Source organism: Rhizobium sp. 22-785-1, assembly GCF_053521965.1.
Window position 1 is genome coordinate 374,616 of sequence record NZ_JBNWDI010000003.1, and the last position, 17,133, is coordinate 391,748.

Consider the following 17,133-nt stretch of genomic DNA (forward strand, 5'->3'; position numbering starts at 1 on the left):
TGCCAGCCAGCGTCACGCGCCCGGCAAGGTTCGCGACATCGGCGGGATATCGCCCGCCGATGGGTTGCGATTGATAATCAGTCCGCCGAACCGATGATGTCGGCGAAACGCTTCTGCGCTTGCTCGGCAGTCAGCGACTCGTTGGCGAAGAACTCTGCCATCAGGTCTTCCTTCTGCTTCTGCGAATCTGCGGAAATCAGCTGGTCGGTGCTGGTCAGCGCATTGCCCTTGGCCAGAATGGCAAGACCCTTCTTCATGCAGTCATTGGCGGCATTGAGATCGACGTCGCCACGGATCGGCAGCGAACCCTTCTTCAGGTTGAACGCAACCTGCGTCTTGGGATCGACAATCGTTTCCGCGAGAACCTCCTGCGCCTTTGACTTGGCTTCATCCTTTAAAAGCGGGAAGTAGAAGGCGTCGCCACCTGTTGTGAGATATTCGCTAAGCCCGAGGCCCGGGAGGCAGGAATAATCTGTGCCAGCCTTCTGATTTGCGAGTTGGAACTCACCCTGGGCCCAGTCACCCATGACCTGACCGGCAGCCTTGCCGGTGATGACCATGTTGGTTGCTTGGTTCCAGTCCTGAACGTTGGAGCCTTTGGCAAGCTTTCGGGCTGCATCGGCGGCTGCAAAAATCTTGGCCATTTCCGGTCCACTAGCGGCGTCCGCATCCTTGTCCTTGAAGACCTTCTCGTAAAGCTCCTTGCCGCCAAGCGACAGGACCAGCGTATCGAAGAGCCCATTCGCCTGCCATGCCTGACCGCCGAGAGCCAGAGGCTGAATGCCCGCCTTTTGCAGGGCCGGACCAGCCGCAATGAATTCGTTCCAGTTCTTCGGAACCTCGACGCCAGCTTTCTTGAAGGCTGCATTGGAAAGCCACAGCCACTGCCAGGAATGAATATTCACCGGAGCGCAATAGATCTTACCGTCTATGGTGCAGCTATCGAGCAGGCTGGCGGGTTTGATTACCTCTTTCCAGTTGCCCTTTTCAGCCACGTCGCTCAGATCGCGCATCAAACGGGCTTGAACGAGTTCTTCCGCCTGACGTCCGTGGTTAAACTGCGTAGCGCCCATCGGGTCGCCGCCAGTAATGCGGCTGATCATAATAGGACGAGCCGTACCGCCGGAGCCGGCAATGGCGCCATCCACCCATTTATTTCCAGTTGCATCGAAAGCCTTGGCGAGCTCAGCCACGGCGGCCGCCTCACCTCCCGATGTCCACCAGTGCGTTACTTCGAGATCCGTCGCCCCGGCAATACCCGCCGGCAGCATGACGCTTGCCGCCAGAGCGGCCAAAATAGAACGAATGCGCATGAGTCTCCTCCCTCACTGAAACGTTGCCGTAAGACCGTATGCGAATCATATTGCTTGCGCAACAGGGGAAAGGCGAAATTTTGATTTTATAAATTATTGATATATATCAATACCTTAACAAATCCTCCAGCTGAGCGTCCTCGCTGATGCCCTCACGCGCCTGAACTTTGGTACGATTAGATATACCCAAAGCAACCAAGTGCCGAATTCAAGCGGTGTTGCGCGGAAAGAAACCCTAGCCACTCAATAAAAATCTTCAGATATATAGGCTTGCTTTTTCTCGACACTGGGATGATCCATTTACATCCTTAGAGAGAAATACGGATTTTCACGTAAAAAATAGAAATAATGATGTCGATAAACAATCGAAGATGGATAAAGGCTTGATCAAAGTAACATTTTAGCCGGTCAGCAAGTGAAGCCCGTCCTTTCGATTTTAATGACGCATTAACTATCCTCATATTAAAAAAAGAGTAGAAAATATGTCTTGATCCGGCTTCCAGATTTTTGGGCTTAGGCAAGACATTCTTACTGGGCGCATGACGCAAGCCCAAATTCCCAAAATGTTTAAATCAATTGCGAACGCCCGCTTTGGCTCGAGCCGAAGAACGGACAGTCGTTCCGTATCGAATGCCTGGAGCTAAGGTGAAGGTAGTACTCTTAGACGATAGCCGATCCGCGCTTTTTGCTCTCGAAACATCTCTGAGCAATATTGAAGGCATTGAAATCATTTCATTTCTAGCGCCCGAAGCGGCGCTTGACTATTGCCTCGTCAACCCTGTCGACCTGGTTTTCGTCGACTACATGATGCCGCGACACACGGGAATCGATGTTATCAGGGCACTGAGACAGTCACCTGATTACACACTTGTGCCAATGGTCATGGTAACCGCGGAGCGGCAACGCGAAATTCTCCTTGCCGCCTTCGAGGCGGGCGCAACCGAATTTGTGTCGAAGCCCTTCGACGCAATCGAGCTTCAGGCCCGTGCGACCAATCTCCTGCAACTTCGCCGAGCCCATCTCGAATTGGCTCACCAAGCCACCCGGCTTGAAGAAGAGGTAACCCGCGCCACGCAGGAACTGGTTGCCCGGGAAGAAGAGATCATTTGGCGTCTGGCCCGTGCAATCGAGTTTCGTGATGGCGCGACTGGAGACCACATCTCGCGCGTTGCAAAAATCAGTCAATTAATTGCCGCAGATCTCGGTCTCGACAAAGAAACCTGCCGGATGATCTATCTGGTAGCACCTCTCCACGATGTGGGTAAAATCGGCATCACCGACGATATTCTGCAGAAGCCAGGCAAGCTGACGCCCGCCGAAATCACCGTGATGCGCAAGCATGTGGAACTCGGCGTGAGCCTGCTCAGCAATGGTACGTCGCGCCTTCTCCAGGTTGCAGAGGCGATTGCTGGCGGCCACCACGAAAGATGGGACGGCACCGGATATCCGAGCGGCATCAAAGGTGCCGACATTCCTCTCGTTGCGCGGATCGTCGCAGTTGCGGATGTCTTCGAAGCTCTGTGTACACAGCGGCCTTACAAGAAAGCATGGCCTGTAGAAGCGGCCCGCGAGCACATTCGCGAAAACAGCGGGCTGCATTTCGACCCGGATTGCGTAGCGGCCTTCGAGCGGCAATGGCCCAGAATCGCGCCGCTGATGACACAAAACGGCACCGACAGCGTAGAGCCGCCAGCTTTGGCAGCCAGCCTGACAGACTATCTCTCCCTCGCATCCGCAGGGCAAGCGCAAATCGAACATACCCAGGAAAGCTGATGACCCCTGAAACAGTGACACTTCCGTCATCCCTTTCGATACGAGGGATCAACGCCATTCACGAGACCCTGCTTTCCGCCTTTCAGGAAAAAAGCGCCATCGTGCTCGACATACCCGAGGATGCGACCGTCGATCTGAGCTTCATCCAGCTTGTCGAGTCCTCAAGGTTATACGCCCGCGAACAGGGCAAATTCATCACCCTGAAGAAGCCCGCAACGCAAGGCGTCGTGGAGACGCTTGAGCGTGCTGGCTTTCTCGAGAACATGGACGAGGCCTCGCGCCTCTTCTGGCTACACGGAAAGGACATATAAATGAGCGCCAACATTCTGACGGTGGACGACTCCGCAAGCATTCGAATGACGACTAAGATCGCCCTCACAAATGCCGGTTACCACGTGACCGAAGCGGTTGACGGCGCAGACGGCCTTTCGAAAGCGAAAAGCGCTTCCTACGATATGATCGTCACCGACCTCAACATGCCGAATATGAACGGCTTGGAGATGATCGAGGCTCTGCGCCAATCGCCTGCGCATACCGGAATACCGATCATCTTTTTGACGACGGAATCCGATGCCGACATGAAGGCGCGCGCCAAAGCTGCCGGTGCCACAGGTTGGGTAACCAAGCCATTCGACCCGGAGAATCTGGTCAAGATTGTCAGAAAGGTACTCGGTAAATGACGCTGCTGGACCCTATTCAGGTTTTCAGGACGGAAGCTGCCGAGCTCTTCGAGCAAATCGAAAGCGGGCTTCTCGACCTTCTGCACGATCTCTCCAATCAAAGTCAGATTGATGCCGTGTTTCGCGGCCTGCATACCTTAAAAGGGTCCGGCGCAATGTTTGGTTTCGAGGCTCTTGCGGCCTTCACCCATCACTGCGAAACGGCCTTTGACAGGGTACGCAAGGGTGAAGTTCCCGCCACGAGCGAATTGATTGCTGCCGTTTTGGAAGCGCAGGACCATATGCGCCGCTTGGTTGACAACCCGGCCACCGCATTTCCCGAAACAGGGGACCGGTTGCTGGCAAAGTTACAGGCAGCGGTCGGCGAAGGCGCCGGTAACAAGGCAACCACGCCGACGGCTCCGAAGGCCACGGCCGCTGGCGCACCGGCACAGATGTCCGGTGCGACGTGGAGCATCAAGTTCCGCCTCCCTGAGAATGCGATGGCCAATGGCACCAACCCGCTTGGCCTCCTCAATGAGCTGCGCGAACTCGGCAAATGCACCATCGCCGCCAACACAGGCGCCATTCCTCCTCTTGGAGAAATAGACCCCACACAGCTCTACCTCGGCTGGTCTGTGACCTTGACGACTGAACAGCCCCGTTCCGCCATCGACGACGTCTTCATCTTCGTCATGGACGACATGGAACTTGAGATCACCCAAGTGGAAGCCGCTACCGCTTCCAAGGAAATCGTACCGCCTCCTGCACCTGTCGAAGAAGCAGCCAAGGCCAATCCTCAGCTTGTCCAGGCGGCCACGGAGGGCAAGCAGGGTCGAGCAGCCGAGAACGTGCGCGTCCCGGCTGAGCGTCTCGATGAGCTGATGGACCGCGTTGGCGAACTTGTCATCGCTCAGTCACGTCTATCGCAGCTTGCCAATACTAGCGTCGATATTCATCTGCGTGCTGTGTCTGAAGATGTGGAGCGCCTTTCGGGCGAGCTTCGCGACACGATGATGGTTCTGCGCATGGTGCCGATCGCGCAGCTCTTCAGCCGCTTCCGGCGTCTGACACACGATCTGGCGCGCGAAACCGGCAAGCAGATCGAGCTCATTACCGAAGGCGAGAGCACTGAAGTCGACAAGGCCGTGATCGAGCGGCTGGCCGATCCACTGGTACATCTCGTGCGCAATTCCTGCGATCACGGCCTGGAAACGCCGGAAGAACGTATTGCAGCCGGCAAGGACCCGGTCGGGCATGTTTCGCTGGTCGCGCGTCAGACCGGTGGCGACGTCATCATCACCATCAAGGACGATGGTCGAGGCATCAACCGCGAGCGTGTCCGTGCCAAGGCGGAATCCTCCGGCCTGGTCGCGCCGGGAGCACTCCTGACAGATCAGGAATTGCTTCAGATGATTTTCGAACCCGGCTTCTCGACAGCAGCGCAAGTAACCAATCTCTCTGGTCGCGGCGTTGGCATGGATGTCGTGAAGAAGACGATCGAGGCGCTGCGTGGTACGATCAACATCACCAGCGCGCCAGGCGCTGGCTCTGAAGTGTCGCTTGCCATTCCGCTCACACTTGCCATCATCGATGGCCTGCTCGTTCGCGTCGGCCATGGCTGCTACGTCATTCCGCTCTCTGCCGTGGAAGAGTGCCTGGAACTGTCACCCGAAGACGACGTCAAATCCCGCGGTCGTTCGTTTATTTCGCTGCGCGAAAGCCTGGTGCCTTTCATCCGCCTGCGTGAACTCTTCCAGAGCGGCACGAAGCCGGACCAGTTCCAGAAGGTCGTGGTCATTTCCACCGGTTCGGAGCGTGTCGGACTGGTCGTCGATCAGATCATCGGCGATCACCAGACGGTCATCAAAGCCATGTCCAAGCTGCACCACGACGTCGCGACTTTCTCGGGCGCGACCATTCTTGGTGACGGCAGCGTCGCTCTCATTCTCGACGTCGCACACCTGGTTGCGGCGGGCCAGCAACAGGAGGCGCAGATGCGCATCGCCGGATGAACCAGCCGCTATTGAAACAACCCGAAGACTTCTGGGCGGATCGCCAAGACATCGAAGTCCTGACCTTTTCGATCGAAGGCGAGACCTTTGCCATCGAAGCCGCACAGGTACAAGAAATCCTGGACCTGCTGCCTGAGACTGCCGTTCCGGGCGCCAAGGCCTTCGTATCAAGCGTCATCAATTTTCGCGGCAAAGTCATTCCGCTGGCGGACATACGTCTCGCCTTCGGCATGCACGCTGCGGAAAAGACCATCGACAGCCGCATCGTCGTTATCGAAATTTCGCTTGAAGGCGAACAGACGCTGGTCGGGCTGAGAACCGACAAGGTCTATGAGGTCACCACATTTTCCAAGTCAGCCAGCGAGCCACCACCCAGTGTCGGCATGCGTTGGCGGCCAGACTACATCAATTGCCTGATCAAACGCGGCTCAGAGTTCGTCATCATGCCGAACCTCATCGCGATCTTTTCGGCACAGCGTGAAAGCATGCCTGGAAAAGTAGGCGTTCAAGGCAACGTGGTTGAACTAGGAAAAGTATGAATTCCAGACCGTCGAAGGGGATCGGCGGCCAAGGAACCACCAAAAACTTGATTGATCTACCACACGCCCGGTTTGGGCGCATGGAACCGAACGAAACAGCGCACCGGAAGAAATAGAGCGTTCCGGACAGCAAACACCTGATGCGCCAAAATCACGCATCAATCACGGGGGCAACATGCGATTTACGATCAAACTTAAACTGACGCTGGCGTTCGGGATTATCTTGACCGTTCTTGCCGCGCTTTCCTTTTACAGCATCACAAGCTTGGGCACCGTCAACCAAGCGATCAACGAACTCGCCAATGGTCCTGAGAAGCGGCTTCAATATGCACTTCAGATCGACCGTAACCTCTCTGAAATCATTCGCCAGCAAAAGAATGCTTTGCTCGAAAATGAGACTACAGGCACCGATCGTTATCTGAAGGTCGCGGATGATCTAACAGCCACCACCCTGGAACTTGGACGTACCGGATTCTCTCAGGCTTCTCCGCAAGGCAAGCCATACTGGGCCGCCACTGTCGAGGCTTTCGAGAAATTCAGCGGTGAGTCCGTAAAGCTCAAGGATTTGTTGGCAGCAGGAGACAAACGAGGCGCCATCGAGTACTCCAACGGTCAGATGCGCGCTCTCGCGCTATCGATCGGCACGAACACCAAGGAACTTGTCAAAGTTCAGTTGGAACGTGTGGACACAATGCTTGCCGATAGCCAGGCAACCTATGAGCAAGTCCGGCTCATCATGATCATCGCCGTCGCGTCAGCGGTTCTGGGTAGCCTCGTCATCGCAACCTGGATCGCGCTCGGCATCAACACCGGCCTGCGCAAGATCATGACGGTTGCTGAAGCTGTTGCCGTCGGCGATCTCGATAAGAATGTTGAGATCAAAACCAATGACGAAATCAAGGATCTTGTCGAGCGCATCAATGTGATGACCGCAAACCTTCGCAATACGGCAAATGTCGCAAACCAGATTTCCGAGGGCGACCTGACGGTAACGCCGAAGCCGCTATCGGATAAAGATACGCTCGGTATTTCGCTTGAAAAGATGGTCGAGCGTCTGCGTGGCGTGGTGGGCGATGCGCTCGCCGCAGCTGACAACGTATCTTCCGGTAGTCAGGAACTGTCTTCGTCTTCCGAGCAGCTTTCGCAGGGTGCGACCGAACAGGCATCCTCTGCCGAAGAAGCCTCCGCTTCGATGGAAGAGATGGCCGCCAACATCAAGCAGAACGCCGATAACGCTGCCCAGACCGAGAAGATCGCTCGACAGTCGTCGAAGGATGCGGAAGCCAGCGGTGAGGCGGTTGGCCGTGCCGTTGTGGCCATGCGCACCATTGCCCAGAAGATCTCCATCGTCCAGGAAATCGCGCGTCAGACCGATCTTCTGGCACTGAATGCCGCCGTCGAAGCCGCTCGTGCCGGTGAGCATGGAAAAGGCTTTGCAGTCGTTGCCTCCGAAGTCCGAAAGCTTGCAGAACGCAGCCAGGCAGCAGCAGCCGAAATCTCCTCCCTCTCCGGTGAAACCGTTCAGGTTGCAACCGAAGCTGGTGAGATGCTGAACCGTCTGGTTCCAGATATTCGCAAGACCGCAGAGCTGGTCTCGGAAATCTCTGCTGCCTGCCGTGAGCAGGACATCGGAGCCAGCCAGATCAACGAAGCGATCCAGCAGCTCGACAAGGTAACGCAGCAGAACTCCGGCGCGTCAGAAGAAATGTCTGCCACCTCTGAAGAACTGGCTGCGCAGGCCGAAGAGCTCCAGGCAAGCATCGCCTTCTTCAAGGTCGAGCGTGCCAATGCAAATGGCCGCCCTGTACCGGTTCGCGCCCCGGCTTCAACGATCGCACATCGCGCTCCGGCAAAGACAGCCGCTCCAGTTCGTCGCCCTGCCCCCACACACTCTGTCCACGCTCAGCAGGCTCGCGCCACTGGCTTTGCGCTCGACATGTCTATGGGCGGACCAGACGATAACGACCAGGACTTCCGCGAAAGCGCCTAAGACTTTCCGGGAGCCTGTGACCGAACACACACAGGCTCCTCGTCACTCATTCAGCCAATCCCAACGCAAAGCTCCTTGTGCCTGAGCTTTTCCGTCTCGTGGCCTAGCGCCACACCTAAGGATCACTACGATGCGATTTACGATTAAGCTCAAACTTGCATTCGCCTTTGCGCTCATCATCCTGCTGTCGGCGGGTATGGCTGGCATGGCCATCACACAGCTGTCATCACTCAACTCTGCCGTCACGGATATCGTGCAGGGCCCTGCCACCAATCTTCGCAACTCCAGCGATCTTTCTGACGCGATCATGAGTGCGATCGCCAACGAAAAGAGCGCGGCGCTCAACGAAGACGCTGCCCGTATTTCCACCTATGTCGATGCCGCGCGTTCGGAGCGCGTGAAGATGACGCAGATTATTGCTGCATTGGAAAAAGAGACCAATCCGGCCATTCACGCCAAGGTGCTGGAGCTGAAGGCAGCCATTCCCGCATGGGAAAAGCTGCAGGAAGAAGTCCTGCGCCTCGCCACCGTCAACACCACGGAAAGCAACCGTCAGGCGGGCGCCATCTCCATGGGAGACGGCGAGAAGGCGACACGCGCCATGCTGACAATTCTCGAAGGTCTGAACAACGAAATCGCTACTGACTTGAAGGCAACGGACGAAGCGACCAATGAGGAATATGACACTTCGCGCACGATCCTCGTCAGTGTCGTCGCAGCGATTATCATCCTTTCTATCCTGATCGCCACCTGGATCGCACTTGGCATCAACAAGGGATTGCAGCAAGCAATCCGTGCGTCGCGCGCAGTTGCAATAGGCGACCTCGATCAGGACATCGCGATCAAGAGCAATGACGAGATCAAGGATCTGGTCGACAGCATGAACGTGATGACGACCAATCTGCGCGCTACCGCAGCAGTTGCCAACAACATTGCGCAAGGCGATCTTTCTCAAGATGTGAAGCCGCTTTCCGACCAGGATAGCCTGGGGATCGCCATGGGCAACATGGTCGTCAATCTGCGCGCGACCGCCGACGTCGCGAGCACAATCGCCGCTGGCGATCTCTCCAAGGACGTAAAGCCTCTCTCTGACAGAGATACTCTTGGCACAGCCATGCTCAATATGGTGACCAATCTGCGCGAGACGGCAAAGGTCGCAAACCAGATCGCCGACGGTGATTTGACTGTCACGCCAAAGCCGCTGTCCAACAAAGATACTTTGGGCATTGCGCTGCAGTCGATGGTTGAACGTCTGCGTGGCGTGGTGGGCGATGCGCTTGCTGCGGCCGACAACGTCTCTTCCGGTAGTCAGGAACTGTCCTCGTCTTCCGAGCAGCTGTCGCAGGGCGCAACCGAACAGGCATCCTCTGCCGAAGAAGCCTCCGCTTCGATGGAAGAGATGGCAGCTAACATCAAGCAGAACGCCGATAACGCTGCACAGACCGAGAAGATCGCTCGTCAGTCGTCCAAGGATGCCGAGGCGAGCGGTGAAGCGGTTGGCCGTGCCGTCGTCGCGATGCGCACTATTGCGCAAAAGATTTCCATCGTTCAGGAAATCGCACGTCAGACAGACCTTCTGGCATTGAACGCCGCCGTCGAAGCTGCTCGTGCCGGTGAACATGGCAAGGGCTTTGCCGTCGTCGCCTCCGAAGTCCGTAAGCTCGCAGAACGCAGCCAGGCAGCCGCGGCTGAAATCTCTTCGCTTTCCGGTGAAACCGTTCAGGTCGCAACCGAAGCTGGTGAGATGCTGAACCGTCTGGTTCCAGATATTCGCAAGACCGCCGAACTGGTCTCGGAAATCTCTGCTGCCTGCCGTGAACAGGACATCGGTGCAAGTCAGATCAATGAAGCGATCCAGCAGCTCGACAAGGTGACTCAGCAGAACTCTGGTGCGTCGGAAGAGATGTCTGCTACCTCCGAGGAGTTGGCCGCACAGGCTGAAGAGCTTCAGGCCAGCATCGCCTTCTTTAAGGTCGAGCGCGCTCACGGAAGTGCACGTCCTGCGCCGGTTCGCGCGCCGGCTCCAACAGTCGCACATCGCACTCCGGCAAAGGCTGCCGCTCCAGTTCGGCGCCCTTCCCCCGGCAGCGTCCAGGCACAACAGGCGCGCGCCACCGGCTTTGCAATCGACATGTCGATGGGTGGACCAGATGAAGACGACCACGACTTCCGCGAAAGCGCTTAACACCAGGTACAAGACGACCATCAACAGTACTATGGCGGGCAATTTTGCCCGCCACCACAAGGCCTAAGGTCTCTTTGAAAAGCGGCATGATAGCGAGGCTACGTGTCCTACTTAGCTAAGGAACACCTCCATGCGTTTTACGATCAAATTGAAACTGACCCTCATCTTCACCCTGCTCGTCGGGCTGATGGCAGGCTGCGCTATTTTCGGGATCAGTGGCCTTAAGCAACTCGCCGCGCTTCAAGACGCCATGATGACCGGACCTATAAGGCAGGATAATGTAGCCAATGATTTGGCCAAGGCATTTGATGGTCTGGGTTTGGCAGAGGGCGATCTTTTGCTCGCAGCCACCGATCAGAAAATCAGCGCCGCGTTTGATACCATCGAAGACGAGCGAAAAAATTTTCGTACGGCGCTTGATGCGGGCGAGGCTTCGGCCCCCGAAGAATTCAAAGGCAAATGGGCGGAAATTCGCGAATTCTGGTCTGGTTACGAAAAGCTGGAAGATCGTCTTGTCGGCTTCATGAAAACGGGTCGCCGTGACGACGCGCTTGCTTTGAACCAGAATGAAGGAACAATCGCAGGTCAAAAGCTCGATGCCCTGACAGAGTCTCTTGCCAGTCTGACCGAAGCCTCCGTTCAGAAAGCCGATGAGGCGAGCGATGCTGCCTATCAAAGCACGTTCGGTACACTTGTGATTATCGCTTGTGTTGCTGGCCTGGTGTCAATCGTTTCGGCAATCTGGATCAGCATTTCCGTCAGCCGCGGCCTCACAAGGGCAACGACGGCGGTTCGAAGGGTTGCCGAAGGCGATCTGACAGAAAGTGTTCAGGTTACATCCCGCGACGAAATCGGTGTGCTGATTACGCATGTCAACGAAATGGTCGAGCGCCTGCGTGGCGTGGTGGGCGATGCGCTCGCTGCTGCTGACAACGTCTCCTCCGGTAGCCAGGAACTGTCCTCGTCTTCCGAACAGCTTTCGCAGGGCGCGACCGAACAGGCGTCCTCTGCCGAAGAAGCTTCCGCTTCGATGGAAGAGATGGCAGCAAACATCAAGCAGAACGCCGATAACGCTGCCCAGACCGAAAAGATCGCTCGTCAGTCGTCCAAGGATGCCGAAGCCAGTGGCGAAGCTGTGGGCCGTGCAGTCGTTGCAATGCGTACCATTGCGCAGAAGATATCCATCGTTCAGGAAATCGCCCGTCAGACCGATCTTCTCGCATTGAATGCCGCTGTGGAAGCTGCACGTGCTGGTGAACATGGCAAGGGCTTTGCCGTCGTGGCCTCCGAAGTCCGTAAGCTTGCAGAACGCAGCCAGGCGGCAGCATCTGAAATCTCCTCCCTCTCCGGCGAAACCGTTCAGGTCGCAACCGACGCAGGCGAGATGCTGAACCGTCTGGTTCCAGATATCCGCAAGACCGCAGAACTGGTCTCGGAAATCTCTGCTGCCTGCCGTGAGCAGGACATCGGTGCAAGTCAGATCAACGAAGCGATCCAGCAGCTCGACAAGGTAACGCAGCAGAACTCCGGCGCGTCCGAAGAGGTATCTGCCACCTCTGAAGAACTGGCTGCGCAGGCTGAAGAGCTTCAGGCGAGCATCGCCTTCTTCAAGGTCGAGCGCTCAAATGCCGCAGCTCTGACGCATTCCGCCCAGATTCGACACGCAGCGCCGGTATCGTCTTCGCGCAGTGCTGCGAAGCCCGCCGCTCTAGGTCGTCGCCCTGCCCCGTCGAGCCCTGTCCACGCCCAGCAGGCACGAGCAAAGGGATTTGCCTTGGACATGTCCATGGGTGGCCCGGACGAGAATGACGATGACTTCCGACACGCTGGCTGATGAACAAATGGACGTGGGCGACAAGCCCGCTTCCCTGACCTGACGCAACAATCTCTCAATCGGCAATGGCGACCAAGACTTCTGGAGAACACGCAAATGGCGAGCCCAACATCTATCATGCAATACGTGACTTTCAGCCTTGGCGAGGAAGTCTTCGCGGTCCCAGTGGACGTCGTTCGTGAAATCCTCGACCACGAAGAGGCGTTCAAGATCCCTCATGGTCCCGATTATCTTCTCGGCCTGAGAGATGTCCGCGGCCAAGGCGTTCCGGTCATCGACCTGCGTCTGCGCCTTGGCATGACCAAGACGGTGAAGACATCGCATACGCGCATTCTGGTGCTCGACATTCCCTTCGTCGAAAAGGTATTGGCGCTTGGTCTCGTTGCCGACAAGGTCTTCGAGGTAACCCCTTTCAGGCAGGACCAGATCGAGACCGCGCCTGACATCGGCATTCGCTGGAACTCCAGCTATATCGCTGGAGTGGTTCGGCGCGAAAGCGATTTCGTCGTCATCATCGACCTCGCAAAGCTGTTCACCGGCGACGCCGGGGAGCTTGCGAAGGTCGACAACGGCCCGATGCGCGCAGCCTGAAAGGACGAGTAATTGAGTACCGCTGTCAGCGTTAATTTCGACGATAGTATAAGCACACGTGATTTCCGCCAGCTGTCCAGCTTCATTTATGATTATTGCGGAATCAAAATGACGGACGCCAAGCGTTCGATGCTGGAAGGACGGCTTCGCAAGCGCTTGCGCGCCACAGGCTTTACAACCTTTGCGGATTATTGCGAGTACCTGTTTCGCCAGGACGGCCTCAAAGATGAGGTTATCTATCTTATCGACGTCGTAACGACGAACAAAACGGACTTCTTTCGCGAACCGAACCATTTCGACTTTCTTGAAAGGACCGCTCTTCCTACGCTTGCCAAAAAGGGGATCAGACAACCTCGCATGTGGAGCGCCGCTTGCTCGACAGGCGCCGAACCCTACACCATGGCGATGATCATGGCGGAAGCCGTCGAGAAGGGTGTTATCTCGGATTTCAACATTCTCGCAACGGATCTATCAACCGACGTTTTAAAGAAGGCACATTCCGGCATCTACAATCGTGACCTTCTGGAGCCGGTTCCAAACGCGATGCACCGCAAATACGTCATGCAGGCGCGAGACAAATATCGCAACGATGTCAGGATTTCGCCGAAGCTCCGCTCGAAGGTGGGATTTGCGCGTATGAACTTGATGAACCCTTCCTATGATATCGGCGAGCCAGTTCACACCATCTTTTGCCGCAACGTGCTGATCTACTTCGACAAGAAGACACAGACGCACGTCCTGACTGAGCTGTGCAAATGCCTGGCGCCTGGCGGGTATCTCATGATCGGACATTCGGAATCTGTGACGGGCATCAGTCTGCCGGTCAAACAGGTCGCAAACACCGTTTTTGTCAAAGAGTAAGTCACCATGGTCAAAAAAGTCCGCGTCCTCATCGTTGATGATTCTGCTAGCGTTCGGCAGACGCTGACTGCCGTGCTGGAAGCCGATCCTGCAATCGAGGTCATTGGTGCGGCGTCCGACCCCTTCATGGCCGCCAAAAGGATCCAGGAGGACCTACCCGACGTTATTACGCTTGACGTCGAGATGCCACGAATGGACGGCATCACTTTCCTGCGCAAGATCATGTCGCAGCATCCCATACCCGTTGTGATGTGCTCCTCGCTCACCGAAGCCGGTTCCGAAACACTGGTTCAGGCGCTGGAGGCCGGAGCGGTCGACATTATCCTGAAACCGCGCATCGGTGCCGCCGATCATCTGGCCGAATCTGCGTTTCGCATCTGCGAGGTGGTCAAAAGTGCCGCCCATGCCCGCGTCAAGAACATACGCATGCAGCCGCGTGGGACAAGCACACTCGGCGTTCAGGCCAAGCTCACCGCAGATGCTGTGCTGCCACCACCTTCCGGCAAGGCCATGGCACGCACCACAGAAATGGTAATCTGCGTCGGTGCGTCGACGGGCGGCACCGAGGCCCTGCGAGAAATGCTGGAGAGACTACCCGCAAACGCGCCCGGCATGGTCATCGTCCAGCATATGCCGGAAAAGTTCACCGCAGCCTTTGCCAAGCGTCTCAACGGCCTGTGCGAAGTCGAGATAAAGGAAGCCGAAGACGGAGATCCCGTGCTGCGCGGTCATGTGCTGATCGCTCCCGGCGACAAGCACATGCTGCTCGAGCGTCAAGGCGCACGCTACTACGTTTCGGTTAGGAACGGACCGCTCGTGTCACGCCACAGGCCATCGGTCGATGTACTGTTTCGGTCCGCCGCCCGCTCTGCAGGATCGAATGCCATGGGCGTGATCATGACAGGCATGGGTGACGACGGCGCGCGCGGCATGCTCGAAATGCACCAATCGGGCGCGTATACGATTGCCCAGGACGAAGCCTCTTGCGTGGTCTTCGGCATGCCGAAGGAAGCGATTGCCCATGGCGGCGTCGATAAGATCGTACCGCTGGATCAGATTGCTCGCGAAATCATGGCAGAAGATTACAAACGCTAGTTTGTGGTCCTCCATCTTCAGACGCTGTTAACCATATTGTTGAATGATTGAACGGCACTATGAAGCGGTGCGTTCAACGCGCGATGATCGCCTCCCTCTTTTACTTGGGTCCATTATGGCGGTCATCACATTCGCAAACACCAAAGGTGGTGCAGGCAAGACAACGGCGGTTCTTCTACTCGCCTCGGAGCTTGCACGGCGAGGACTGCGTATCTGCGTTATCGATACCGACCCGCAGCGATGGCTTTCCAGATGGCGGGAGAATGCCGATTACCGCGTCGATCTTTCCGTCATTACCTATGTTTCGGCGACCAGTCTGCAACAGCATGTGCTCGACAATCGCAAAGCATTCGACCACGTGATCATCGATCTTCCGGGAGCGCAATCACCACTGCTTGCGACAGCCGTTGGTCTTTCCAATCATGTCGTCATCCCGGTACAAGGCAGCACGATGGACGCCCAGGGCGGCGCGCAGGTGTTGGAGCTACTGCGCTACCTCGATGATCGCGCAGGCATCAAGATCCCGCATTCGGTACTGCTGTCACGCGTCAATTCGATGGTTACCACACGCGCCTTGCTTGCAGCCAAGGCGCTACTGGCGAAACGCAACGTCAACGTTCTCAATACACCGATCGTCGAACGCGCAGCCTTCCGCGATATGTTCGAGTTCAGCGGCTATCTCCACATGATGAACCCGTCCCAGGTCAGCAACCTGGACAAGGCTCTTCAAAACAGCGCCGCGCTTGCCGACGAAGTGCTGAGACTTCTTCCCGCCCAGTCCACGGCGCGATTGTCTTCCGCGGCGTGATAGCGCTCAGTTGAAGCAAACGTCGCGCTATTCGCGCTTGTAATCGTCGTGCAACCGGATGATGTCGTCCTCTCCGAAGTAGGAACCGGTCTGGATCTCGATAAGCTCCAGTGGAATTTGGCCATCGTTGGCGAGCCGATGGGACTTTCCGATCGGAATATAGATGGACTCGTTTTCGGTTAGAAGCCGGGTCTCATCCTCAATCGTCACGGTTGCCGTACCGCGCACGATGATCCAATGTTCCGACCGGTGATAATGCTGTTGAAGCGAAATGCGATGGCCAGGCTCCACCTTCAAGTGGCTGACGCGGTAGCGCGGACCGGAATCCGTCTGCTCGATATGTCCCCACGGACGATAGGCGCGCTTGTGTCGCTCGGTCTTGAGCGAGTGATCGCCATCCTTCAAGCTCTCAACGAGACCTTTGACTTCCTGCACGCGATCCTTCGGCGTGACGAGGACTGCGTCCTTGGTCGCAACGACCACCAGGTCTTTTGCTCCGACGACAGTCGTCAAAATTCCGTTAGAGTGGACAAGGCAACCTTCTGAATCCAGCAGGACACCCTGCCCTTCGATTGCGTTGCGATCATTATGCTTGTCGGCGATTTCCCAGATGGCATCCCAGCTTCCGATATCGGACCACCGGAAATGACCCCGAACAACAGCCATGCGTTTGGTGTTCTCGATCACGGCATAGTCGATAGAATTCTTCGGCGACGCTTCGAAGCTCTCCTTATGCAGGCGAAGGAAACCCAGATCGCTCTCGTGGTTTTCAACTGCCGCCTCGACCGCCTTCAAAATGTCCGGTGCGTAATTTTGCAACTCCTCGATCATGATATCAGAGCGAAACAGAAAGTTGCCCGAGTTCCAGAGATAGCCTTTTTCAACGTAGCTGACCGCGCGCTCTTCATCAGGCTTTTCAACGAAAGCCTCGACGCTGCACAAATCGGGGTTCCCATTCAGGCTTTCACCGGCATTGATATAGCCGTAAGAGGTTCGCGGCTCCGTCGGCGTCAAGCCGAAGACCACGATGTTGCCCTGCTCTGCGGCTTCAGCGCCCAGACGCACGGCGTCCGCGAAAAGGTCTTCGTCCATCACCACATGGTCAGCAGCAAGCGCCAGCACGAGCGAACCCTTCTCGCGACGGTCGGCCAACACAGCAGCCGCAGCCATCGCCGCGGCGCTGTCGCGCCTTGCAGGTTCCAGGACGACCGTTGCAGGAAGGTCGACCTCCTCTGCCTGTCGCCGCGCAAAAAAGCGGAAGTCCTCATTGGTGATGACCAGCGGCTCGTCGTAGAGGCTCTTATCGCCGACACGCTTCAATGTCTGCTGATAGGTAGACAGTTCACCTACCAGCGGCTGGAACTGCTTGGGCAACTGATCGCGTGACACCGGCCAAAGTCTTGACCCCGCGCCGCCTGCCAGAAGTACGGGAGTAATCTTTCGAACCTGTTCATTCACGGCATAGACCTT

The 17,133-nt window shown here is 56.6% G+C and carries 14 protein-coding genes; 12 read left to right on the forward strand and 2 right to left on the reverse strand.

Annotated elements, in window-relative coordinates:
• Nucleotides 1-77: 77 nt before the first annotated feature.
• Entirely contained in the window at nt 78-1,313 is a 1,236-nt protein-coding gene (locus ACQZ5M_RS09355; RefSeq protein WP_449079552.1) for an ABC transporter substrate-binding protein, read from the reverse strand.
• A 645-nt stretch (nt 1,314-1,958) separates the two neighbouring features.
• Between ACQZ5M_RS09355 and ACQZ5M_RS09360 the strand changes: the two genes are divergently transcribed.
• The 12 genes from ACQZ5M_RS09360 to ACQZ5M_RS09415 all read left to right on the forward strand — a co-directional run bounded on the left by ACQZ5M_RS09360 (nt 1,959) and on the right by ACQZ5M_RS09415 (nt 15,663).
• Nucleotides 1,959-3,086, forward strand: a complete 1,128-nt coding sequence (locus tag ACQZ5M_RS09360) for an HD-GYP domain-containing protein (RefSeq protein WP_449079553.1) — start codon at nt 1,959-1,961, stop codon at nt 3,084-3,086.
• Nucleotides 3,086-3,397 (forward strand): STAS domain-containing protein, encoded by a 312-nt coding sequence (locus ACQZ5M_RS09365; protein WP_449079554.1) that lies wholly within the window; start codon nt 3,086-3,088, stop codon nt 3,395-3,397. The genes ACQZ5M_RS09360 and ACQZ5M_RS09365 overlap by 1 nt, the downstream gene beginning before the upstream one ends.
• On the forward strand, nt 3,398-3,766 hold the full coding sequence (locus ACQZ5M_RS09370) for a response regulator (protein ID WP_296098130.1): 369 nt from the start codon (nt 3,398-3,400) through the stop codon (nt 3,764-3,766).
• Nucleotides 3,763-5,760 carry a chemotaxis protein CheA gene (locus tag ACQZ5M_RS09375; RefSeq protein ID WP_296098128.1) on the forward strand — a complete coding sequence of 666 codons (1,998 nt, stop codon included), beginning with the start codon at nt 3,763-3,765 and terminating at the stop codon, nt 5,758-5,760. Before ACQZ5M_RS09370 ends, ACQZ5M_RS09375 begins: the two co-directional genes overlap by 4 nt.
• Nucleotides 5,757-6,299, forward strand: coding sequence for a chemotaxis protein CheW (locus ACQZ5M_RS09380; protein WP_449079555.1), 543 nt, complete (start codon nt 5,757-5,759; stop codon nt 6,297-6,299). The genes ACQZ5M_RS09375 and ACQZ5M_RS09380 overlap by 4 nt, the downstream gene beginning before the upstream one ends.
• A 175-nt stretch (nt 6,300-6,474) precedes the next feature.
• Nucleotides 6,475-8,289: a methyl-accepting chemotaxis protein gene (locus ACQZ5M_RS09385; protein WP_296017526.1), complete on the forward strand. Its 1,815-nt coding sequence runs from the start codon at nt 6,475-6,477 to the stop codon at nt 8,287-8,289.
• 130 nt (nt 8,290-8,419) lie between these two features.
• A complete protein-coding gene (locus ACQZ5M_RS09390; protein ID WP_449079556.1) occupies nt 8,420-10,474 on the forward strand; it encodes a HAMP domain-containing methyl-accepting chemotaxis protein in 2,055 nt (684 codons plus the stop codon).
• Between the two features lie 130 nt (nt 10,475-10,604).
• Nucleotides 10,605-12,308 carry a methyl-accepting chemotaxis protein gene (locus ACQZ5M_RS09395; protein ID WP_449079557.1) on the forward strand — a complete coding sequence of 568 codons (1,704 nt, stop codon included), beginning with the start codon at nt 10,605-10,607 and terminating at the stop codon, nt 12,306-12,308.
• Between the two features lie 96 nt (nt 12,309-12,404).
• The gene (locus ACQZ5M_RS09400) at nt 12,405-12,899 is read left to right on the forward strand and encodes a chemotaxis protein CheW (protein WP_296017531.1); all 495 of its coding nucleotides are present in this window, start codon (nt 12,405-12,407) and stop codon (nt 12,897-12,899) included.
• A 12-nt stretch (nt 12,900-12,911) separates the two neighbouring features.
• The gene (locus tag ACQZ5M_RS09405; protein WP_296103135.1) at nt 12,912-13,760 is read left to right on the forward strand and encodes a CheR family methyltransferase; all 849 of its coding nucleotides are present in this window, start codon (nt 12,912-12,914) and stop codon (nt 13,758-13,760) included.
• A 6-nt stretch (nt 13,761-13,766) separates the two neighbouring features.
• Entirely contained in the window at nt 13,767-14,855 is a 1,089-nt protein-coding gene (locus ACQZ5M_RS09410; RefSeq protein ID WP_296017533.1) for a protein-glutamate methylesterase/protein-glutamine glutaminase, read from the forward strand.
• 115 nt (nt 14,856-14,970) lie between these two features.
• Entirely contained in the window at nt 14,971-15,663 is a 693-nt protein-coding gene (locus ACQZ5M_RS09415; RefSeq protein ID WP_296099214.1) for a ParA family protein, read from the forward strand.
• A 27-nt stretch (nt 15,664-15,690) separates the two neighbouring features.
• Here the strand turns inward: ACQZ5M_RS09415 and ACQZ5M_RS09420 are convergent, their stop codons facing one another.
• Nucleotides 15,691-17,121 (reverse strand): mannose-1-phosphate guanylyltransferase/mannose-6-phosphate isomerase, encoded by a 1,431-nt coding sequence (locus ACQZ5M_RS09420; RefSeq protein ID WP_449079558.1) that lies wholly within the window; start codon nt 17,119-17,121, stop codon nt 15,691-15,693.
• Nucleotides 17,122-17,133: the final 12 nt, after the last annotated feature.